Raw genomic sequence first — 20948 nt, forward strand, 5'->3', positions numbered from 1 at the left:
ATGGCGAATTTGCGCCGTCGCCTCTGTCGCATTCCGTGCATTGTGCGGCTGTTTTGAGACGGCGGAACGGCGCGTCCTCTGGCTTCTATACGGCGCGGCAACGGAGCCAGGAAGAACCGACGACAGGTCGGCCGGTCCGCAGAGGATTTTTCTCTAGAGGAAACATAGTTGCATACAAGTTGACGCCGCGGCAGCGACAGGGTTAGAACATGCCCGCGCCCGGTTCCAACCTGCTTGCCAGTAAGATCAAACCCGTCCCCTCCACCGTCCAATCCAGAGGAAAGCCGTCATGGCCGAAGTGAAGTCCGACATCGAGATCGCGCGCGGCGCCAAGAAAAAGCAGATCCAGGAGATCGGCCAGAAGATCGGCATCCCGACCGAACACCTGCTGCCCTACGGCCACGACAAGGCCAAAATATCAGCCGAATTCATCAAATCGGTGAAGGGCAACAAGGACGGCAAGCTGATCCTTGTCACCGCCATCAACCCGACGCCCGCCGGCGAAGGCAAGACCACGACCACGGTCGGTCTCGGCGACGGCCTGAACCGCATCGGCAAGAAGGCGATTGTCTGCATCCGCGAGGCCTCGCTCGGCCCGAACTTCGGCGTCAAGGGCGGTGCCGCCGGCGGCGGCTATGCGCAGGTCGTGCCGATGGAAGACATGAACCTCCACTTCACCGGCGACTTTCACGCCATCACCACGGCGCACAACCTGCTTTCGGCGCTGATCGACAACCACATCTATTGGGGCAATGAACTCGGCATCGACACCCGCCGCGTCGTCTGGCGCCGCGTCATGGACATGAACGACCGCGCGCTGCGCGAAATCATCTGCTCGCTCGGCGGCGTCGCCAACGGCTTCCCGCGCGAGGGCGGCTTCGACATCACCGTCGCCTCGGAAGTCATGGCCATCCTGTGCCTGTCGATCGACCTGAAGGACCTGGAAAAGCGCCTCGGCGACATCATCGTCGCCTATCGCCGCGACAAGTCGCCGGTCTATGCCCGCGACCTCAAGGCCGACGGCGCCATGGCTGTGCTGCTGAAAGACGCCATGCAGCCGAACCTGGTGCAGACGCTGGAGAACAACCCGGCCTTCGTGCACGGCGGACCGTTCGCCAACATCGCGCATGGCTGCAACTCGGTCGTCGCCACCACGACGGCGCTCAAGCTTGCCGACTATGTCGTCACCGAAGCCGGCTTCGGCGCCGATCTTGGCGCTGAAAAGTTCTTCGACATCAAGTGCCGCAAGGCGGGCCTGAAGCCGGCAGCGGCGGTCATCGTCGCCACGGTGCGCGCCATGAAGATGAATGGCGGCGTCAAGAAGGAGGATCTCGGCAAGGAAAACGTCGAGGCGGTGAAGAAGGGCTGCGCCAACCTTGGCCGCCACATCGAGAATATCAGGCAGTTCGGCGTGCCGGCGGTGGTTGCCATCAACCACTTCTATTCCGACACCGACGCCGAGATCCAGGCGATGAAGGACTATGTCGCCTCGATGGGCGAAGAAGCGATCCTGTGCAAACACTGGGCGCATGGTTCGGCCGGCATCGAGGATCTCGCCAACAAGGTGGTGGCACTGGCCGAATCCGGCGCCTCGCAGTTCGCGCCGCTCTATCCCGATGCCATGCCGCTGTTCGAGAAGATCAACACCATCGTCCAGCGCATCTATCGCGGCTCGGAAGCGATTGCCGACAAATCGGTGCGCGACCAGCTCAAGGCCTGGGAAGACGCCGGCTACGGCCACCTGCCGGTCTGCATGGCCAAGACCCAGTATTCCTTCTCGACCGACCCGAACCTGCGCGGCGCGCCGACCGGTCATACCGTGCCGGTGCGCGAGGTCAGGCTTTCGGCCGGTGCCGGCTTCGTCGTCATCATCTGCGGCGAGGTCATGACCATGCCCGGCCTGCCGAGGGCGCCGTCCTCGGAAAAGATCTTCCTCAACGAGGCGGGCCATATCGAAGGCCTGTTCTAAAATCCTTCAATTCAAAACAGAAAGGGCGCCGCAGCGATGCGGCGCCCTTTCTGTTTTTCGGATAGCTCTAAGCAGCGCTGCGCGACAGCGCCCGCTGGTTGGAGCCGAAGATCGTGTCGCGCTCCGGCAGCGCGCCGGTCTGCAGGCACTTGACCCATTCCGCGGTCGTGAGCACGGCAGCGAAGCGCGACTGCAGGATAACAGTCACCACGCGGTGGATCTCCTCGGCCGAGGCGTGGCCGGCGCTGTTGGCGTAAGGCACTGAGCCGGTAGCATCGGACAGGAACTCGACGGCAAAGCCCATATGCACGGCGTGGATGATGGTCGACAGGTCGCAATTATGCGTCATGTAGCCGACCACAGTGATCGTATCGATGGCATTGGCGCGCAGCCAGTCTTCCAGATCAGTGCCGGTGAAGGCGGAGGGCAGGTTCTTTTCGACATAATGGTCGCGCTCGCGCCTGGCGATTTCAGGATGCAGTTCACCGCCATGGCTTCCCCTGGCGAAGATCGGCGATGTCTCGGGCGCCATCTGCTTGACGACCACCACCTTGATGCCGGCCGCTACCGCCGCGTCCATGGCGCGTGCCACATGGACGACACTGTCGCGGAATGGCGGATGCTGAATGGCGAGATTGCCGCCGTCATAATCGTTCTGCACATCGACGACGATCAGCGCCCGGCGCGGCGTGATGTTGGCTGGGTCAGACATGGTTTTTTCCTTTCCGGCTTGAACGCGATGGGTGGAAAAATACGCGGACTCCTCGACAGCCGAAAGTGTCCCGATTGACATCATTCGAAAGAATTGGGACAATCCACACTCACTTGCTGGAAGCACCCATGACCGACCCGATCATTGCCGTCCTCGCCTTCGACGGCATCAGCCCGTTCCATCTTTCCGTACCGTGCCTGGTCTTCGGCGAGGACAGGACAGCACTTGGCCTGCCGCGCTTCGACTTCCGCATCTGCGCGGTGAAGGCCGGGCCGATCCACGCCGAAGCCGGGCTGACAATTGCCGCGCCGCATGGGCTCGAAGGGCTCGATGGCGCCGATATCGTCATCGTCCCGAGCTGGCATCATCTGGGCGAACCGGTGTCGCCGCTGCTGATTGAGGCGCTGCGCCAGGCGCACCAACGCGGCGCCTTGATTGTCGGCCTCTGCCTCGGAAGCTTCGCCATTGCCGCGGCCGGGCTGCTTTCGGGCCGACGTGCCGCGACCCACTGGGCCTATTCAGAGCGGCTGCAAAAACTCCATCCCGACATCGCTGTCGATGCCGCGGTGCTCTATGTCGACAATGGTGACGTCGTCACCTCAGCCGGCGTCGCTGCCGGCCTCGACTGCTGTCTCCACATCGTGCGCGCCCGCTATGGCGCGGAAGCAGCACTGCGGCTCGCCCGCCAGATCGTGCTTTCTCCGCATCGGCAAGGCGGGCAGGCGCAATTCATCGAGCATCCGGTGGCGAGGGCTGCTGACGCCGACCGGTTCACCCAGGCGCTCGACGGCGTCCGCGCGGCGCTCGGCGAGACGCATAGCCTGGACAGCGTCGCCGAGGCCGCCGGCCTGACCCGCCGCACCTTTACCCGTCGCTTTCAGAAATCGATCGGCGCCAGCTTTGGCGATTGGCTGACCAGCCAGCGGATCGAACTGGCGCAGCGTTTGCTGGAAGCGACCGAGAAATCCATGGACATGGTGGCCTTCGAAGCTGGCTTCGGCAGCGCCGCCTCGCTGCGCCAGCATTTTTCGGCACGGCTCAAGACATCGCCGGCGCAGTATCGGCGGGAATTCTCCAGAAGGACCGATCAGGATGAGCGCATGACGTACGTCCTGTCGTCCTGACCTGTTCAGTCTCGTTTGATCGCCCGCGCCGGATTACCGACCACCGTGGTGTTCGCCGCCACGTCGCGCGTCACCACCGCGCCGGCGCCGACAATGGCGCCCTCACCGATGCTGACGCCGCCAAGGATGATCGCGCCGCCGCCGATCCAGGCATTGGCGCCGATCTCGACCGGTCGGGCGATCTCCAGTCCGGCTCGCCGCCCACTGGCCTCCTTGTGGTGCTCGGCGCAGTAGATCTGCACATTCGGGCCGAGCAGCGTTGCCTTGCCGATGCGCACGCTCGCCGTGTCGAGGATGGCGCAGCCGGCATTGAGAAACACGCTGTCGCCGAGAAAGATGTTGAAGCCATAGGCGCAGTGGAACGGCGCCTCGATACGGGCGCCCTCGCCGGCTCTTCCTAGCAGTGCCTTCAGACCCTGCCCGAGATTGCCGCGTTGCCGCGGCGGCAGCGAGTTGTGCTCGAACACCGCATCGCGCGCTATCACCCGCAAGGACTCCAGTTCGTCATCGAGGCAGGTGTACCATTCGCCGGCCACCATCTTCACGCGCTCACTCTCAGCCATGACGCGGTCTCCAGTTCACTCCTTGCAAAGCACAGGTGCAGCCAACAGAAAAGCGCCGGTGCAAGTACTGGTCAAATATTGGACCTATGGTAGCCTGTGACTCAAGGCCGTCCTGGCCCGGTGATCGAGGGGGATCGACCATGCTCTACATTCTCGCACTTCTGATCGGCGTCATCGCCGGTCTTCGCGCCATGACGGCGCCGGCCGCCGTCGCCTGGGGCGCTTATCTCGGCTGGCTGCCGGTTGCCGGCACGTGGGCGAGCTTCATGAGCCACTGGGCGGCTGTCGGCATCTTCACCATCCTGGCCATTGTCGAGCTGGTCACCGACCAGTTGCCATCGACTCCGAGCCGCAAGGTACCGCAGCAGTTCGGCGCTCGCATCATCATGGGCGCTTTCACCGGCGCGGTGATCGGCGCCACCGGAGGCGCCACCATCGGCGGCCTGATCGCGGGTGCCATCGGCGCTGTCATCGGCACGCTGGGCGGCGCCGAAGCACGCGGCCGGCTGGCAGCAAGCTTCGGCAAGGATCCGCCAGCCGCCTTCATCGAGGACGCGGTGGCGATCATCGGCGGCCTGCTGGTCGTGGCGGCGGTGGCATGACGGCAAAAGCCTTCGACGCCATCATCATCGGCGCAGGACAGGCTGGCTCCCCACTGGCCGGCCGGCTGACGGCCGCCGGCATGAGCGTGGCGCTGATCGAGCGCAAGCTGGTCGGCGGCACCTGCGTCAACACCGGCTGCATGCCGACCAAGACCATGGTCGCCAGCGCCTACGCCGCGCATCTTGCGCGCCGCGCCGCCGACTATGGCGTCACGCTCTCAGGCCCTGTCGGCGTGGATTACAAGGTGATCAAGGCGCGCAAGGACAAGGTCACCAACGACGCTCGCGGCAATCTGGAAACCTGGATCGCCGGCATGAAGGGCTGCACCCTCTATCGCGGCCATGCGCGTTTCGAATCCGCCAACACGGTGCGCGTCGGCGACGACCTTTTGACCGCCGAGAAGATCTTCCTCAACACCGGCGGCCGCGCCTCGGTGCCCGACCTGCCCGGCGTCCACGACATCGACTATCTGACCAACTCGTCGATGATGGATCTCGACGTGCTGCCGCGCCATCTCATCGTCGTCGGCGGCAGCTACATCTCGCTTGAATTCGCGCAGATGTTCCGCCGCTTCGGCGCGGAGGTCACGGTCATCGAGAAGAGCCCGCGCCTGACCGGCCGCGAGGACGAGGATGTCTCCGCCGCCATACTGTCGATCCTCGAAAACGAAGGCATAGCGGTTCATGTGGGCGCCGACGACATCGGCTTCGCCAAGCAGGGCAAGGACATTGCCGTGACCTTCTCGGCCGGCAAACCGCCGGCTGTCGGCTCGCACGTGCTGCTGGCTCTGGGGCGCGCACCCAACACCGACGATCTCGGCCTCGACAAGGCCGGCGTCGAGGTCGACAAGCGCGGTTTTGTCACCGTCGACGACCAGCTACGCACCAGCGTGCCCGGCATCTGGGCGATGGGCGACTGCAACGGCAAGGGCGCCTTCACCCACACCTCCTACAACGACTATGAGATCGTCGCCGCCAATCTGCTCGACAACGACCCGCGGCGGATCAGCGACCGTATCGAGGCCTATGCGCTCTACATCGACCCACCGCTTGGCCGCTGCGGCATGACCGAGGCCGCGGTGAAGAAATCCGGCCGGCGCGCACTGGTCGGCCAGCGGCCGATGACCCGCGTCGGCCGCGCTATCGAAAAGGGCGAGACGCAGGGCTTCATGAAGATCCTGGTCGATGCCGACACCAGGGAAATCCTCGGCTGCTCGGTGCTCGGCCCCGGCGGCGACGAGGCTATCCATTGCGTGCTCGACCTGATGTACGCCAAGGCGCCCGTCGACACGCTGGCGCGTGCCGTCCACATCCACCCGAATGTCTCGGAACTGCTGCCCACCATTGCCCAGGAATTGAAGCCGCTGGCCTGACAGCCTGTTGGCGACCCATTTCAAAGCTCTCCCTTTTCTGCATCGCTGCAATGCAGCAATGCAGCTTGCGCACGGTGGCGTCCTTCGCGCAGTCTGGAATTGAACCGATTCAGTCTGGACGCACCATGCCCTTGCCGATCCTTGCGCTTGCCATTGCGTCCTTCTGCATCGGCACCACCGAATTCGTCATTATGGGCTTGCTCCCCGAGGTTGCCGCGGACCTCGGCGTGTCGATCCCTTCTGCGGGCCTGCTGGTCACAGGATATGCGCTGGGCGTCGTCTTCGGCGCCCCGATCGTCGCCATGGCCACTGCGCATTTGCCGCGCAAGCCGGTGCTGGTCGGGCTGGCCGTGCTGTTCGTCGTCGGCAATCTGTTTTGCGCCATCTCGCCCAACTACTGGACGCTGATGGCCGCGCGCGTCTTCACCGCTTTCGGCCATGGCGCCTTCTTTGGCATCGGCTCGGTCGTTGCCGCCAGCCTGGTGCCGCGCAACAAACGCGCCAGCGCCATCGCGCTGATGTTCGCCGGGCTGACGCTGTCCAACATTCTGGGTGTTCCCGCCGGCACCGCGCTTGGCGAAGCGTTCGGCTGGCGCTCTACCTTCGTTGCCGTGGTCGGTATCGGCCTGGTCTCGGTCGCGGCCATCGCCTGGCTGGTGCCGTCCGACGTCGCCGAGCCAAGCGGTGGCGGCCTGCGCGGCGAACTGCGCGTGCTGGGCAAACTGCAGGTCTGGCTGGCCATGCTGATCGCGGCGCTGACCTCTGCAAGTCTGTTCACCGTCTTCACCTACATCAAACCCTACCTCACGGAGGTATCGGGCTTGTCGACCTTGGCAGTCACGTGGGTTCTGCTGCTGTTCGGCGCGGGCATGACCATCGGCAACATTATCGGCGGCAGACTGGCCGACTGGAAACTGATGCCGACAGTGATCGGCACCCTGCTGCTGATGGCCCTGCTTTTCGTGGGCTTCAGGCAGTTCGGCGCAATAGCCAGCATTGCTGTCGGCATCGTCTTCCTGTGGGGCCTGCTCATCTTCGTCGTCGTGCCGCCGCTGCAGATCCGGGTCGTCGAGGCCGCCTCCGAGGGACCGAACCTCGCCGCCACGCTGAACCAGGGCGCCTTCAATGTCGGCAATGCCAGCGGCGCGTGGATCGGCGGCGTGGCCCTGTCCGCCGGTGTTTCCTATGCCAATTTGCCGCTGGTCGGCGCAGCACTCGCCCTTTTGGCGGTCACGGTCGCTGTGCTGTCGCAGGCGCTGGACCGGCGCGCACCGGTCATCCCGCTTCCGGCTGAATAGTCTCTTGCGCCCATAGCGCGGCAGGCTGGACCAATCGACATCGGCGTCTTCAAATCGCATGTCTCTCGCTCTTGATGGAGGAAGTCATGCAGAAATCGATCGAACGCATCGGCGGCGAAAGCGAAGGGGTTTCCTACGAATTCCCGCTGTTCCGCTTCGCCGGAGCCGACAAGGCTGCTCCTTCGGCCTATCTGCAGGCGGCACTCCATGCCGGCGAGTTGCCGGGCGTCGTCGCCATCGACGCGCTGATGCCGATGCTTGCCAGGGCGGAGGCCGAAGGCCGCATCAAGGGTAACCTCACCATCGTGCCCTGGGCCAACCCGATCGGCCGGGCGCAATATCATTTTGGTGAGCATCAGGGCCGCTTCCATCTGGGCACGCGCACCAATTTCAACCGCGGCTTTCCGCTGCTCGCCGCGCCCGACACAGCGCTCTTGCCCGACACTACCCTTGGCAGCGTCGACCAGCGGCTGAAGACGCGGCTGGTGCAGCTCTCGCTCGGCCATGACATCGTGCTCGACCTGCACTGCGATGACGAGGGCCTCGCCTATCTCTACGTCCACACCAGCCTGTGGCCGGCCATGGCCGACTGCGCCGCCGCCATGGGCGTCGACGCGGTCGTGCTGTGGAACGAGGACACCGACGGCACCTTCGAGGGCGCCTCGATCATGCCCTACCAGAACGTCCCCGCCGATATGGCCAAGCTCGACCGTCGCGTCGCCACCACCGTCGAATATCGCGGCATCCTCGATGTCGATGGCGCCCTCGCCGCCGCCGACGCCGACGGCCTCTACCGGCTGCTGGTGGCGCGCGGCGTGATCGCCGACAGCGCCCTTCCCGCGCCGGGTCCTTTCACCGGCTTCGTGGCGCCATTGGAAAACATCGACATGATGCCGGCGCCACGGGCCGGTGCCGTGCTCTACGACGTCAAACCCGGCGACCACGTCGCCAAGGGCGCGCGCCTCGCCACCATCGTCCATGCACCGGGTGAAACCGACGGCCGCACCGAAGTGTTCGCGCCGCAGGACGGCATCATCCTGACCCGCCGCTCGCGCCGCATCATCCGCGCCGGCGAGGATCTTCTGAAACTGGTCGGTGACAGGAAGAGCGCCGACGCTCGGTCGGGGACGCTGGAGGACTGACTTAACCCGAAATAGCCAGTCGTGCCTTCGCCTCCAGCCACTCCGCCATCTGCCGGTAAGGTACCGGGCCGTGGCTGATGCGGGCGACACCCAGTTCCGCCAGCCGCTGGCGCGGCGGCACATGCGCCAGCGCAATGATGTTGACCGGCAACGCAATTGCCTTGCAGAGCGTCTCGATCAGGCCCTCGTCGCCAAGGCCCGGCGCAAAGAAGCCGTGCGCGCCGGCTTTTTCGAAGGCCTGTGCGCGCTCGATGGCCTGGTCGAGCAGAACGTCATCGTGCGCATCCGGTTTCGCCTTGAGGAAGATGTCGGTTCGAGCGTTGATGAACGCCGGTATGCCGGAAGCCTTGACGACTGCCGCCGCGGCTTCGATGCGCTTTACCTGGACAGAAATGTCATGCAGGCCGCTGCCACCGACGATCTGGTCTTCGAAATTGAAACCAACAGCGCCGGCCCGCAGCGCCAACGTTACCGTTCTCGCGACGATTTCCGGATCGACGCCGTAACCGCCCTCGAGGTCCATGGTCACCGGCAGGTCGACCGACCCGACGATACGCCCGATGTTGTCGAGCGCAAGCTCCAGCGGGATTTTCTCGCCATCGGCGTAGCCGAACGCGGCCGCGACCGGCCAGCTTCCGGTGGCGATCGCCTTGGCGCCCGCTTTTTCGACGATCTTGGCCGAGCCCGGATCCCAGGCGTTGTAGAGAACGACCGGGTTTCCCTTGACGTGGAGGGAATGAAACGTCCGCGCGCGCTCGATCTGCTCGGTCATGGTTGTTTTCCCGTCTTCCTGCTGTTGGATGAACAGTCTAAGCGGCACTGTCGGCTCTGGCGATGTGCCATGAGCCTGAGAAGCGGCGGCCAACGAACAGACTTTCAAACCTGTTGCGCATCCTTCTTTTCGCAGCTATGGATTTCGCCATGAACATGCGTTCGACCAAGACCATTTGGTGGTGGGCCTGCTGACAGCGGCCTGTTCGAACACGTGCGCGTGAAAAGAGAGGGTGGCCGCAACGGAAAGTCCGGGCGGCCATTTGTTTTTTCCAAGCCATTCCCGGGTCCGTTGCCCCAAGAAGCTGATGGAGACGGCAATGACGATGAAGGTTCTGGAAAACGGGGCGGAAAGTTTCGTGACCGCGGGTGGCATCACCATCACCCGCGAGCGACACGACCGGCCTTATGCGGGTGCGATCGACGCTTACGTCGACGGCCTGAATTCGCGCCGCGGCGCTGTATTTTCCTCCAACTATGAATATCCCGGCCGCTACACACGCTGGGACACCGCCATCATCGACCCGCCTCTGGTTATCTCCGCGCGCGGCCGCGCCATGCGTATCGAGGCGCTGAACGGCCGTGGCGAGGTGCTGTTGCCGGTCATCGGCAAGGCGCTCGCCGGCCTGGCCGATGTCACCATCGCCGAGACGTCGAAAAAGCTCATCCGCCTCGACGTCGCCAGGCCTGGTCGTGTCTTCACCGAAGAAGAACGCAGCCGCGTCCCCTCGGTGTTTACGGTGCTGCGCGCCATCACCGCTCTGTTCAAGACCGGGGAAGACGCCAATCTCGGCCTCTACGGCGCTTTCGGCTACGACCTCGCCTTCCAGTTCGACCCGGTCGACTACAAGCTCGAGCGCAAGCCAAGCCAGCGCGACCTGGTTCTGTTCCTGCCCGACGAGATCCTGGTCGTCGACCACTATTCGGCCAAGGCCTGGACCGACCGCTACGACTATACCGGAGACGGGTTTTCAACCGAGGGGCTGCCGCGCGATGAAATCGCCGAGCCGTTCAAGAGCCCCGACCGCATCCCTCCGCGCGGCGACCATGAACCGGGCGAATACGCCAATCTGGTGCGCAAGGCGATGGATTCGTTCAAGCGCGGCGACCTGTTCGAGGTCGTGCCCGGCCAGATGTTCTACGAGCGTTGCGAGACGCAGCCGTCCGAGATTTCGCGCAAGCTGAAAGCCATCAATCCGTCACCCTATTCTTTCTTCATCAATCTGGGCGAAGGCGAATATCTGATCGGCGCCTCGCCGGAAATGTTCGTGCGCGTCAACGGCCGCCGCGTCGAGACCTGCCCGATCTCGGGCACCATCAAGCGCGGCGACGACGCCATTTCCGACTCAGAGCAAATCCTGAAACTGCTCAACTCGAAGAAAGACGAATCCGAGCTGACCATGTGCTCGGACGTCGACCGCAACGACAAGTCGCGGGTCTGCGAGCCGGGTTCAGTACGCGTCATCGGCCGGCGCCAGATCGAGATGTATTCGCGCCTGATCCACACTGTCGATCACATCGAAGGCAGGCTGCGCGAAGGCATGGATGCGTTCGATGCCTTCCTGTCGCATGCCTGGGCGGTCACCGTTACCGGTGCGCCGAAACTATGGGCAATGCGCTTCATCGAACAGAACGAGAAGAGCCCGCGCGCCTGGTATGGCGGTGCGATCGGCATGGTCAATTTCAACGGCGACATGAACACCGGCCTCACCCTGCGCACCATCCGTATCAAGGACGGCATTGCCGAAGTGCGCGCCGGCGCCACATTGCTGTTCGACAGCATTCCCGAGGAAGAAGAAGCCGAAACCGAACTGAAGGCATCCGCCATGCTCTCCGCCATCCGCGACGCCAAGACAGGCAATTCCGCCAGCACCGAGCGCACCACCGCGCGCGTCGGCGACGGCGTCAACATCCTGCTGGTCGACCACGAGGACAGTTTCGTCCACACGCTGGCCAATTATTTTCGCCAGACCGGTGCCAACGTCTCGACCGTTCGCTCGCCGGTGCCGGAGGAAGTCTTCGACCGGCTGAAACCCGATCTCGTCGTGCTGTCGCCCGGCCCCGGCACACCGAAGGACTTCGATTGCGCCGCAACCATCAAGAAGGCGCGCGCCCGCGAGCTGCCGATCTTTGGCGTCTGCCTTGGCCTGCAGGCACTGGCCGAGGCCTATGGCGGCGAACTGCGACAGTTGCACATACCGATGCACGGCAAGCCGTCGCGCATCCGCGTCTCCAAGCCTGGCATCATCTTCTCGGGCCTGCCCAAGGAAGTCACCGTCGGCCGCTACCATTCGATCTTCGCCGATCCGGTGCGGCTGCCCGACGATTTTATCGTCACGGCCGAGACGGAGGACGGCATCATCATGGCCTTCGAGCACCGCAAGGAGCCGATCGCCGCAGTGCAGTTCCACCCGGAATCGATCATGACCCTCGGCCACAATGCCGGCATGCGCATCATCGAGAACATCGTCGCCCACCTGCCGCGCAAGGCCAAGGAAAAGGCCGCCTGACGATCATGGCTGAAGCCGAGAACACGATGGCGATCGCGGCTAAAGCGGCCGCGAAGCGCAAGGTCGCCAACCTCGCCTTCTGGTCGATCGTTGTCGCCTTTGTCGTGCTCGCGCTGAAGGCTGCCGCCTGGTACGTCACCGGCTCTGTCGCGCTCTATTCGGACGCGCTGGAATCGATCGTCAACGTCATCGCCTCGGTCGCCGCCTTGTGGGCGATTCAGGTCAGCCACAAACCAGCCGACCAAGACCACCCTTTCGGCCATCACAAGGCCGAGTATTTCTCGGCAGTGCTGGAAGGCGTGTTGATCGTGCTTGCCGCGCTATTGATTCTCAACGAGGTCTGGCGCTCCTGGCAGACCCCTTCACCCTTGGAACAGCCTTGGGAAGGTCTTGCGGTCAACGGCGTTGCCACGATCATCAACGCCTTCTGGGCCTGGACGCTGATCCGCGCCGGCAGGGCTGAAAAATCACCGGCATTGGTCGCCGACGGCAACCACATAATGACCGACGTGGTGACCTCGATCGGCGTCTTCGGCGGCCTGGTCGGGGCGATCATGACCGGCTGGCAAATCCTCGACCCGGCGCTTGCCGTCCTCGTGGCGCTGAACATCCTGTGGCAGGGCTGGCATGTCATAGGCTCGTCGATGAACGGCTTGATGGACCGCGCCGTCGACACCCAGGAACACATGCGCATCCGTGACGTCATCTCGGCCAATTGCAAGGGCGCGCTGGAGGTTCACGACCTCAAGACGCGCATCGCCGGCCGCGCCACCTTCATCGAGTTTCATCTGGTTGTCGACGCAGACATGTCGGTCGGCGCCAGCCATGTCATCTGCGACCGCATCGAGGACGCGCTGAAAGCCGAAATCCCCTCGGTGCGCGTCACCATCCATGTCGAACCCGACGACGAAGCCAAGCTGCCCAAGGGCACGACGGCCGTGCCGTTCGCTTGAGGCGGTTCACCAGGTCTCGATTGAGAGATCTTTGATCCGCTCGAATTCCTCGACATTACGGGTCATCAGCGTAAGGTTCCGAGCGCGCGCCTGCCCGCCGATCGACGCATCGTAGGGGCCGATCGGAGTTCCCAACGTCGCAAGCGTTGCCCGAATCTCCCCCGCATGTCTTGCGTCTTCTCGGTCGAATTCGAGCACCGGGAACTGCAGCGCATCGATGCGCGCCAAATTTTCAGCCCTTCGCTGGCTCTTTTCAGCACCATGGTACAGTTCGTGCGCGACGATCGCAGACAGGGCAAAGTCCTGCGGCCTGTGCCGTTTCAGCAGCGCCAACAGCCCGGCGTCGCCCTTGATGACCGCGATGACGGCATTGGTGTCGAGCAGGTAGATCACTTGAAAATGTTATCCAAGGCAGGTCGATCCTGCCCGTCTTGACGTTCCAGCGCTGCCTCGGCGAAATCATTATCAAGCGGTCCGATCACTTGGTCGAGCCACGCCCAATCCTGCGCAAGCGGTTCCAGGATGACGGTTTGCCCGTGACGGCGGATCGAAACCTCATCTGTATCGAAACGGAACTCCTTGGGCAGACGCACAGCTTGCGACCGGCCCGACCAGAACACTTTTGCCTTGTCCATCATGCTATCCTCAAAATGAGATATAGCAAAGATTGATCCCTTCATCGTGACGTAGACAAGTCCAAGTTCAGGGCGCGCAGGCCGATTGCTGCATTGGCTGCAGCCGATAGACCTTGTCGTCGGACTTCGTCTTGCCATCGGCGGCCTTCGAACACAGATCGACGATCGCGAGTGCGCTGTTGGGATTGGCCAGCATCATCGTGCCGTTGGCGCCGCGCTTGAGGAAGATTTCCTTCTGCGCGATGTCGCAGGAGAAATCGCTCATCTTCGAGCTGGCCGTGCAACGCCACTGGTCGGCTTCGCCCTGGCAGGAATAGGTCTGCGTCACCTCAGCCGATTTCTGCCGTGTGCTGACGGTAACGGCAATGTCGGCGCCGTCAGGCCAGTTGGCGGCGTCACCGCCCGAAGCGAAGGACGCCAGCTCTACCTTGCCGCGGAAAACCCGGATCGACTGGGTGAGTTGATCGGGGTGCGAGCCGAGATGCGCTGCGTCGTAGTCGCGCCCATAGCAGAACGCCTGGTCCGGCTTCAGCCGCTCGCGCAGCGGCGGTCCAAGCGCAGGGTCGACTGGGTCGATGCGCGCGAATTCCGCCTTGCAGGTCGCTGCCGGCATCGGGTCGAGGCGGAAATTGTCGTCCTCCGAGCCGAGCGCCTGCCTGTCATATTCCACTGCGCCAAGCTCCTCTTCCGATCCGGCATCGAGATAGATGTCGGGCTGCAGATCCGAGAGGAACAGCCGACCCTTGTCGTCGACCTTCAGCGACGCAAGCGTCCGGTCGCATTCCATGCCGCAATGGATCGGGCCTGTCTTGCCGCCCTCGGACGCATGATTGCACCAGCCGCCGGCCCATTCAGGCGACTTGGCGCCGCGCACGGTGCTGGCGATGAAGGCATTGTAAGATGTGTCGGAATTCACGGTCGGCTCCTCATTCGGCCGGCTGACCGGATCATGGCCGTAGTAGAAGAAGATCCGCGCCACCTTCTGCTTCGGGTGCGCCTTGAGATGCGCCGCATCATAGACGCGGCTGAAACAGGCATCAGCGCCGTTCGGACTGAGTTCGGTGAGCTTCAGCGCATCGTCGGCGGAGGCCGATCCGGCAAGCGCGCCAAGCAGCACGGCGCCAAACCCGGCGCCGGCAACTGTCTTCCATTCCCCCAACCCAAACGCCATGTGACCTCTCCTCCGCATCGACAGGACGCAACGTCAATTTATGCTAGTATTGCGGCTGGAGTCACGCAATTCGCGGTCAGCCGCCAAGTGGAGGAGGATGCCATGCGCCGGCGCGATATGTTCCGCGCGGTTCTTGCCGGAACCGGAACGCTTCTCGGTCTGCGGGCAGTACGGGCAGCCGCCACCGAGCCCACAAGGCAAAAAATTGCCTACCACTTGAGCGACACCGATAAGGTCAATTTCGTGCTCGGCAACATCAAGAATCACTATGAGGGCACCGGCGGCAATGTCGACATCGTGCTGGTCGTGCACGGTCCCGCGCTCGCCGCCTTCAAATCGAAAGGCATATCGGCAGCGATTTCCGGGCGCTTCGCCGGCCTGGTGCGGCAGGGGCTGGAACCCCACGCTTGCGCCAACACCATGCAAGGCATGGATATTTCGCTCCCCGACCTGCTTGCCGGGTTCCATGCAGCCGACAAGGGCGGCGTCGTCAAGCTCTCCGAACTGCAAGGCCAGGGCTACGCCTATCTACGCCCGTAGGGCGGTTTGTTTGACGCAAATTCCCTAAGTGAAAGCGCTACTCGCTTTTCCCGGAAAACCGCTTCACACTTTTCCTTGAATTGCTCCAAGGCTTGAACACCGGGGTGGCAAGGGCCTACGAAGGGCAGGCAGAACATCCCGGAGGAAGAAACGTGCCAGCCACCACACTCAGCATACCCGATCTTGCCGGCAAGGCGGTGCTGGTTACCGGTGCGTCGACCGGCATCGGGGCAGCGCTCGCGCTGGCCTATGCAGCGCAGAAATGCAAGGTGGCGCTGCACTACAATTCGAGTCAAGACGCCGCCGAGAAGCTCGGCCTGACGATTGCCGACAAGGGCGGCGAGGTGTTTCTCGTTCAGGGCGATTTCTCCGTTGCCGCCGATGTCGAACGCGTCGTCGAGGACAGCGCGCAATATTTCGGCCGCCTCGACGGGCTGGTCAACAATGCCGGCGGCATGCTTGGCCGCATCCCCTATGCCGAGCAGACCGAGGCCCATTACGACGCCGTGATGGACCTCAACGCCCGTTCGGTGCTGACCGCTTCGCGCAAGGCGATCCCGTGGCTGAAGAAACAGGGCGGCTTCATCGTCAACACCTCCTCGATCGCCGCCCGCAATGGTGCCGGCGGCGGCGCCGGGCTCTACGGCTCGGCCAAGGCCTTCGTCTCCAATGTGACGCGCGGCATGGCCAAGGAGCTGATCGGCTTTGGCATCCGCGTCAACGCGGTGGCGCCCGGCACCATCCTCACCCCATTCCACGAGCGCTATTCGACCGACGAGCAGATGAAGGGCATGGTCGCCACCATTCCGCAGGGACGCGCCGGCACGGCGCAGGATTGCGTCGGCGCCTATCTGTTCCTCTCTTCCGATCTTCTCAGCGGCTACATCACCGGCCAGGTGATCGAGGTGAATGGCGGCCAGTTGATGCCTTGAGCGGCTATCGGCATACTGGCGATCTGCATGTTCTTGTCGAAAACCTCAAAGGGAGACAACGGAATGTACGGACTGATCGGCAAGATGCGGGCGGCGCGCGGCCAGCGCGACGCGGTCATCGACCTCCTGCGCGCCAGCACCGGCGCCCTGCCGGGTTGCCTGAACTACATCATCGCCCGCGACCCCGCGGACGCCGATGCGATCTGGGTCACCGAAGTGTGGATCGACGCCGAAAGCCACAAGGCGTCGCTGCAGCTTCCGGAAGTCCAGGCGGCGATCGCCAAGGCGCGGCCGTTCATCGCCGGTTTTGAATTCCAGGTCGAGACCCACCCCGTCGGCGGCTTCGGCCTGGTTGACGGCAAGACCGGCTGACCAGGACAGGCGGCGCGATGCCAACGGAGCCAACTGCGATGCAGACCGTGAACATTCACAATGCAAAGGCCAATCTTTCACGTCTCGTTGATCAGGCCGCCAAAGGTGAGCCGTTCATCATCGCCAAGGCGGGCAAACCATTGGTCAAAGTCGTGCCAATCGACCAGCCTGCATCGGCGCAGGCGCGACGGATCGGTTTTATGGCCGGCCAGTTTTCCGTCCCCGACGATTTCGATCGCATGGGCGACGGAGAGGTCGAGCAACTGTTCGGCACCAACGCGTGAAACTATCACCCGACACCCACTTGCCGTCGCTCGAGCAATCGTGGAAGACGTCCTTTGCTGAGGACGGACTATGGTCGTCCGCGACCCCGGTCTTACCCGGAAGATTTGACCAGCATAGCTCTCGCTAACTGAGAGACCACGCATCATACAAATTCCTTTTTCAGCTTAGCGGGGTTCGCATCGCCCCGGTTCGCGTCTAAGACCAAAACATGGATTCCTCGGCCGAGCAGCCCCCAGACCAGCCTGCCATCGAACGCATGGCGCGGATGCGCAAGCTCTGGCAATGGCTGGCCTTGCTGATCGTCTCCCTGCTGTTTGCCGGCGCGCTGGAACTCGCCGCCCTGCCGGCTGCGCTGCTGATCGGGCCGATGCTGGCGGCCATCGTCGCCGGCACCAATGGCGCCACGGTGCGCGTGCCGCGCCTTCTGTTCGGCGCCGCCCAGGCGATCGTCGGCTGCCTCGTCGCCGCGTCGATCTCGGCCGACATCTTTCCGGTCTTCTACCGGGAATGGCCGCTGTTTCTCGGCGTCGTGGTGGCCACCGTCACCGCCTCCAGCCTGCTTGGCTGGCTGATCAGCCGCTGGCGCATCCTGCCAGGCACCACCGCCGTCTGGGGCTCGTCGCCGGGTGCGGCCACCGCTATGGTGCTGATGGCCGGCGCGTTCGGCGCCGACCAGCGCCTCGTCGCTTTCATGCAATATCTGCGCGTCATCTTCGTCTCGATGACGGCAGCACTCGTTGCCAAGATGTGGGTCGACACGTCGGGCGTCGAAATCCCGGCCATCATCTGGTTTCCGCCGATCGATGCCCAAGCCTTCGCCGCCACCCTCGGCATCGCCGTCGTAGGCGGCCTGGCGGGAAAGCTGTGCCGACTGCCCTCGCCCTTCTTCCTCGGCACCTTTATCTTCGGCACTGTCGTGCATCTCGGCTTGGGCGTGGAGATGCAATTGCCGCAATGGCTGTTGGCCGTCAGTTACGCCATGGTTGGCTGGTCGATCGGCCTGAACTTCACAAGGGCGATCCTGCGCCATGCGACGCGCGCCTTGCCGCAGATCATCGCCTCGATCGTAGCGCTGATCGCCTTTTGCGGCGGCCTTGCCTTCATGATCAGCCATCTCCTGGGCATCGATCCGCTGACCGCCTATCTGGCGACCAGCCCCGGCGGCATGGACAGCATCGCCATCATCGCCGCCGCCGCGCAGAACGTCGACATCTCTTTCGTCATGGCCCTGCAATCGGCACGCTTCCTGATCGTGCTGCTGATCGGCCCAAGCGTCGCGCGGCTGGTGGCGAGAAGCGTCAGGCAATAGGCAAAGCAACTCCAGGAAAAGTGTGACGCGGTTTTCCCGGGAAAAGCGCATAGCGCTTCCCTGGGGAATTGCTTCAAAGTGTCTAGCCGCCGCCGGAGACAGTCAGAAGCAGCGGATTATTCCTCGCCGCCCTCATTCTCGTCCTGCGCGTCCCGGCGCCAGTAAGCCGTAACCAGGTGCCGGTCGCGCGGCAGGCCCCACTGCTGGCGCACGATCTTGCGGATCTCCCGGAAATCGCCGAATTCGCAACCGGCCCAGACGTACAGGCCGTCGGCAACCGCCATGTGACTGCGCTCGCGCAAGGCGGCCGACAATAGGCCCGCGGTGCCGGCCTCAAAGCCGCGCCGGTAAAGCCAGGTGATGTCAATATTATCCCCTTGCGCCAGCGCCATTCGGTCATCCGGTCCATCGACCTCGATCAGCGCCTCGGCGCGTGTTGACGGCGGCAGATGCTCCAAAATCCTGCCTATGGCGGGGAGTGCCGTGTCGTCGCCGAGCAAAAGCAGGGTCTGCGCCACCGGGGCATCGCTATCAATCCAGCCTGTGCATCAGGTCCTCATCCAGCCAACGGCCGAAGAAATAGACCAGTTGCTTGTGCCACCACGGCCAGTCGTGGCTGACATCGCCGCCCCAGTAATCGACCCAGGCGGGAATGGATTTGTCGCGCAGGATCTGTTCCAAACTGCGCGTCTCGACCAGCATCCGCTCTTCCCACGCGCCCTGCCCGCAGCAGAAGATCAGCCTGAGCGTCTTCAGCCGGGCCAGCAGTTTGGGATCGACGATGCCGGGCAGATAGTCGAGCGGCGAGTTGTAGAAAATGTCGCCTTCAAGCGCCTTGCCGAAGAAGTCGCGCGCCGAATAGACGCCCGACAGCGCGATGACGCCGCTGGCGAGTTCGGGAAAACGGAAGACGAAGTTCGACGAATGGTAGCCGCCCATCGAACAGCCTGAGAACAGCGGCTTCAGCTTGCGCCCGCCATTGGCCTGCTCGGCTGTGGACAGGAATTCCGGCAGCGCCTCCTCTCGCACATAGCGGAAATAGGCCTCGTGGCGGCCAATGCGCTGGGCGGCGTCGGCATGCTTGTCGAAGAAGGATTCCGAATCGACGCCGTCGACCGTGAACAGTTGGATGCGGCCGGTGTCGATGAATTCGGCCAATGCGCCCACCCCGCCGGAATCCTCGAACTGGTAGAACCGGCCCTGCGAGGTCGGGAACACCACCACCGGCCGGCCGGCATGGCCGTAGCGCTTGTATTCCATGTCGCGGCCGAGCTGGCTCGAGAAATTCTTGTGATAGGAAATGTCCATCGCCTCACGCCTTTTCCGCGTGGATATAGGCGACTGCCTCGCGCAACGCTGCTTCGTCCTTCGAGCGCATCTGATAGGCGTAATTTCCCATGGCGCGGCTGAAAACCTCTTCGATGGCCTGATGGTGGACGATTTTGTCGCGGTGCGCGGCTAGCACGTCCTCATGGCTGTGCAAATAGTGGAGGCGCCGCTTGCGGCTGGCGTAGGCGGTGAAATATTTGCCCTCGTAAGGGCCGCCGGCGGCATCCCTGACCACCATATCGGCCCATGCCGCATAGACGTCGACGTCGAACGTATAGTTGATTGCATCGGTCATCCAGGCGCCGGGCGGGCGCATGTTGACCTCCAGCGCGATGACCCGGTCGTCCTTGGTCTCGAACAGCTCGATATGGAAGAAGCGTTCGCGCACGTCGAATGCGTTCAGGATCTTTCGACCGGCCTCCTCGACCGCCGGGTTGATCCTGGGAAAGCAGATGTAGCTCATGTGGCGGTCCTTGTTGACCACCTCCATGACGCTCTGGTCGTAGCGGTGGCTGGCCGCCAGCACCACCTCGCCGTCGCGGTTGACCAGCCCGTCGAAGGTCACCACAAGCCCCTCAATGAACTGCTCCATGACGAAGGTCACGTCCTCGGGCTTGTCCCGGAAGAACTGGTCGAGTTCCTTGGCGTTGGAGATCTTGAAGGTGTTCGATGCGCCGGAACCGCTGTCGGGCTTGACCACGACGGGATAGCCGACGCGCCGGATGAAAGTCATGGCCCCGGCACGGTCGGAGCATTTGCGCTGCGCGATGGTGTCGACGCCGCTCTTGCGGAAGAAGGCACGCATGCGGCTCTTGCGCTTCAGGTTCTTCACGAAATCGAGCTTGGTGCCGTAGATGTTGAAGTCGATGCGGATGTTGGCTTCCAGCTCAAGCCAGTGTTCGTTGAGCGATTCAAAACGGTCGATACGGCCCCATTTGTGGATGAAATGCCCCATCGCCCGGAACACCGGATCGTAATCCTCCATGTCGGCAACGCGGTAATATTCCGAAAGGGCTGCCTTCAGCTTGGCGTCGAGCGCGTCATAGGGCGCATCGCCGATACCGAGAACCCTGGCCCCGGCCTTCTTCAAACGGTCGCAGAAATCCGCGCCATTGGCGGGAAAATGCGGCGAGAAGAACACGAAATTCATGGACGACCCCCTCCCGCGACAGGGCATCGAAACCCCGTCGATGCCCAAGTCTGGCGCATTTGCCGCGCCTGGGGAAGAGCGCGCATCTTCGGGACAACATCCGGCAGATCGCGGCCCGCCATGCGGCCCCACTGTCGGTAGCTAATCAAGTTGTCCGGTTTTGGTAGCACATGATCTGTCCGCTTCTGATTTAACGTCGAAGCGGTTC

General features: G+C 63.3%; 22 protein-coding genes. 13 read left to right on the forward strand and 9 right to left on the reverse strand.

Features of this window, described 5'->3' with window-relative positions; genetic code table 11:
- The first annotated feature begins 289 nt into the window (after positions 1–289).
- Complete coding sequence (locus LB558_RS30995; RefSeq protein ID WP_224700973.1) at positions 290–1969, forward strand: formate--tetrahydrofolate ligase; 1680 nt, start codon at positions 290–292, stop codon at positions 1967–1969.
- A 67-nt stretch (positions 1970–2036) separates the two neighbouring features.
- Here LB558_RS30995 and LB558_RS31000 read toward each other — a convergent pair whose 3' ends face one another.
- On the reverse strand, positions 2037–2681 hold the full coding sequence (locus LB558_RS31000) for a cysteine hydrolase family protein (RefSeq protein ID WP_224700974.1): 645 nt from the start codon (positions 2679–2681) through the stop codon (positions 2037–2039).
- Between the two features lie 128 nt (positions 2682–2809).
- Between LB558_RS31000 and LB558_RS31005 the strand changes: the two genes are divergently transcribed.
- Positions 2810–3805 carry a helix-turn-helix domain-containing protein gene (locus LB558_RS31005; protein ID WP_224700975.1) on the forward strand — a complete coding sequence of 332 codons (996 nt, stop codon included), beginning with the start codon at positions 2810–2812 and terminating at the stop codon, positions 3803–3805.
- A 5-nt stretch (positions 3806–3810) separates the two neighbouring features.
- Here LB558_RS31005 and LB558_RS31010 read toward each other — a convergent pair whose 3' ends face one another.
- Positions 3811–4368, reverse strand: coding sequence for a sugar O-acetyltransferase (locus LB558_RS31010; RefSeq protein WP_224700976.1), 558 nt, complete (start codon positions 4366–4368; stop codon positions 3811–3813).
- 140 nt (positions 4369–4508) lie between these two features.
- On the opposite strand from LB558_RS31010, the gene LB558_RS31015 reads away from it, so the two are divergent.
- The 4 genes from LB558_RS31015 to LB558_RS31030 all read left to right on the forward strand — a co-directional run bounded on the left by LB558_RS31015 (position 4509) and on the right by LB558_RS31030 (position 8783).
- Positions 4509–4970 (forward strand): DUF4126 domain-containing protein, encoded by a 462-nt coding sequence (locus LB558_RS31015; RefSeq protein ID WP_224700977.1) that lies wholly within the window; start codon positions 4509–4511, stop codon positions 4968–4970.
- Positions 4967–6343 (forward strand): FAD-containing oxidoreductase, encoded by a 1377-nt coding sequence (locus tag LB558_RS31020; protein ID WP_224700978.1) that lies wholly within the window; start codon positions 4967–4969, stop codon positions 6341–6343. Before LB558_RS31015 ends, LB558_RS31020 begins: the two co-directional genes overlap by 4 nt.
- Before the next feature lie 125 nt (positions 6344–6468).
- Positions 6469–7641, forward strand: coding sequence for an MFS transporter (locus LB558_RS31025; protein WP_224700979.1), 1173 nt, complete (start codon positions 6469–6471; stop codon positions 7639–7641).
- A gap of 86 nt (positions 7642–7727) precedes the next feature.
- Positions 7728–8783 (forward strand): succinylglutamate desuccinylase/aspartoacylase family protein, encoded by a 1056-nt coding sequence (locus LB558_RS31030; protein WP_224700980.1) that lies wholly within the window; start codon positions 7728–7730, stop codon positions 8781–8783.
- A gap of 1 nt (position 8784) precedes the next feature.
- Here LB558_RS31030 and LB558_RS31035 read toward each other — a convergent pair whose 3' ends face one another.
- Positions 8785–9555 (reverse strand): isocitrate lyase/PEP mutase family protein, encoded by a 771-nt coding sequence (locus LB558_RS31035; protein WP_224700981.1) that lies wholly within the window; start codon positions 9553–9555, stop codon positions 8785–8787.
- Positions 9556–9874: 319 nt separating this feature from the next.
- Here LB558_RS31035 and LB558_RS31040 point away from each other — a divergent pair, with 319 nt between their 5' ends.
- Together LB558_RS31040 and LB558_RS31045 are read left to right on the forward strand one after the other, a co-directional pair.
- A complete protein-coding gene (locus LB558_RS31040; protein ID WP_224700982.1) occupies positions 9875–12064 on the forward strand; it encodes an anthranilate synthase in 2190 nt (729 codons plus the stop codon).
- Between the two features lie 5 nt (positions 12065–12069).
- On the forward strand, positions 12070–13017 hold the full coding sequence (locus LB558_RS31045) for a cation diffusion facilitator family transporter (protein ID WP_318011686.1): 948 nt from the start codon (positions 12070–12072) through the stop codon (positions 13015–13017).
- Positions 13018–13023: 6 nt separating this feature from the next.
- On the opposite strand, the gene LB558_RS31050 is transcribed toward LB558_RS31045, so the two are convergent.
- From LB558_RS31050 to LB558_RS31060, 3 genes are all read right to left on the reverse strand, one after another.
- Positions 13024–13410 carry a type II toxin-antitoxin system VapC family toxin gene (locus LB558_RS31050; protein ID WP_224700983.1) on the reverse strand — a complete coding sequence of 129 codons (387 nt, stop codon included), beginning with the start codon at positions 13408–13410 and terminating at the stop codon, positions 13024–13026.
- A complete protein-coding gene (locus tag LB558_RS31055; RefSeq protein WP_224700993.1) occupies positions 13407–13652 on the reverse strand; it encodes an antitoxin in 246 nt (81 codons plus the stop codon). Before LB558_RS31055 ends, LB558_RS31050 begins: the two co-directional genes overlap by 4 nt.
- A 67-nt stretch (positions 13653–13719) precedes the next feature.
- Positions 13720–14823: a hypothetical protein gene (locus LB558_RS31060; protein WP_224700984.1), complete on the reverse strand. Its 1104-nt coding sequence runs from the start codon at positions 14821–14823 to the stop codon at positions 13720–13722.
- A 102-nt stretch (positions 14824–14925) separates the two neighbouring features.
- Here LB558_RS31060 and LB558_RS31065 point away from each other — a divergent pair, with 102 nt between their 5' ends.
- The 5 genes from LB558_RS31065 to LB558_RS31085 all read left to right on the forward strand — a co-directional run bounded on the left by LB558_RS31065 (position 14926) and on the right by LB558_RS31085 (position 18261).
- Entirely contained in the window at positions 14926–15363 is a 438-nt protein-coding gene (locus LB558_RS31065; RefSeq protein ID WP_224700985.1) for a DsrE family protein, read from the forward strand.
- 152 nt (positions 15364–15515) lie between these two features.
- Positions 15516–16295 (forward strand): SDR family NAD(P)-dependent oxidoreductase, encoded by a 780-nt coding sequence (locus LB558_RS31070; protein WP_127270549.1) that lies wholly within the window; start codon positions 15516–15518, stop codon positions 16293–16295.
- 63 nt (positions 16296–16358) lie between these two features.
- Positions 16359–16667, forward strand: coding sequence for a putative quinol monooxygenase (locus LB558_RS31075; protein WP_224700986.1), 309 nt, complete (start codon positions 16359–16361; stop codon positions 16665–16667).
- 38 nt (positions 16668–16705) lie between these two features.
- Positions 16706–16951 carry a type II toxin-antitoxin system Phd/YefM family antitoxin gene (locus LB558_RS31080; RefSeq protein ID WP_224700987.1) on the forward strand — a complete coding sequence of 82 codons (246 nt, stop codon included), beginning with the start codon at positions 16706–16708 and terminating at the stop codon, positions 16949–16951.
- A 209-nt stretch (positions 16952–17160) separates the two neighbouring features.
- Positions 17161–18261: an AbrB family transcriptional regulator gene (locus LB558_RS31085; protein ID WP_224700988.1), complete on the forward strand. Its 1101-nt coding sequence runs from the start codon at positions 17161–17163 to the stop codon at positions 18259–18261.
- 116 nt (positions 18262–18377) lie between these two features.
- Here LB558_RS31085 and LB558_RS31090 read toward each other — a convergent pair whose 3' ends face one another.
- Genes LB558_RS31090 through LB558_RS31100 form a run of 3 tightly spaced genes read right to left on the reverse strand, consistent with a single transcriptional unit; the run spans position 18378 to position 20740 of the window.
- Positions 18378–18779: a siderophore-interacting protein gene (locus LB558_RS31090; protein WP_224700989.1), complete on the reverse strand. Its 402-nt coding sequence runs from the start codon at positions 18777–18779 to the stop codon at positions 18378–18380.
- Positions 18780–18792: 13 nt separating this feature from the next.
- On the reverse strand, positions 18793–19569 hold the full coding sequence (locus LB558_RS31095) for an esterase family protein (RefSeq protein WP_224700990.1): 777 nt from the start codon (positions 19567–19569) through the stop codon (positions 18793–18795).
- A gap of 4 nt (positions 19570–19573) precedes the next feature.
- Positions 19574–20740 carry an ATP-grasp domain-containing protein gene (locus LB558_RS31100; RefSeq protein ID WP_224700991.1) on the reverse strand — a complete coding sequence of 389 codons (1167 nt, stop codon included), beginning with the start codon at positions 20738–20740 and terminating at the stop codon, positions 19574–19576.
- Positions 20741–20948: the final 208 nt, after the last annotated feature.

This window comes from Mesorhizobium sp. CO1-1-8, from assembly GCF_020164875.1.
Classification (GTDB): Bacteria; Pseudomonadota; Alphaproteobacteria; order Rhizobiales; family Rhizobiaceae; genus Mesorhizobium.